We start from the raw sequence: 223 nt of genomic DNA on the forward strand, positions 1-223 counted from the left end.
AGGTTAAAACTCAAATGAATTGACGGGGGCCCGCACAAGCGGTGGAGCATGTGGTTTAATTCGATGCAACGCGAAGAACCTTACCTACTCTTGACATCCACGGAACTTGGCGGAGATGCCTTGGTGCCTTCGGGAACCGTGAGACAGGTGCTGCATGGCTGTCGTCAGCTCGTGTTGTGAAATGTTGGGTTAAGTCCCGCAACGAGCGCAACCCTTATCCTTT

At 52.5% G+C, this 223-nt stretch carries 1 rRNA gene; it reads left to right on the plus strand.

What is annotated here, in order from left to right:
• A 16S ribosomal RNA gene (locus WFL93_RS24220) occupies positions 1–223 on the plus strand; the annotation flags it as partial.

The sequence above is a fragment of the Pantoea sp. USHLN256 genome (assembly GCF_037149875.1).
Classification (GTDB): domain Bacteria; phylum Pseudomonadota; class Gammaproteobacteria; order Enterobacterales; family Enterobacteriaceae; genus Pantoea; species Pantoea nemavictus.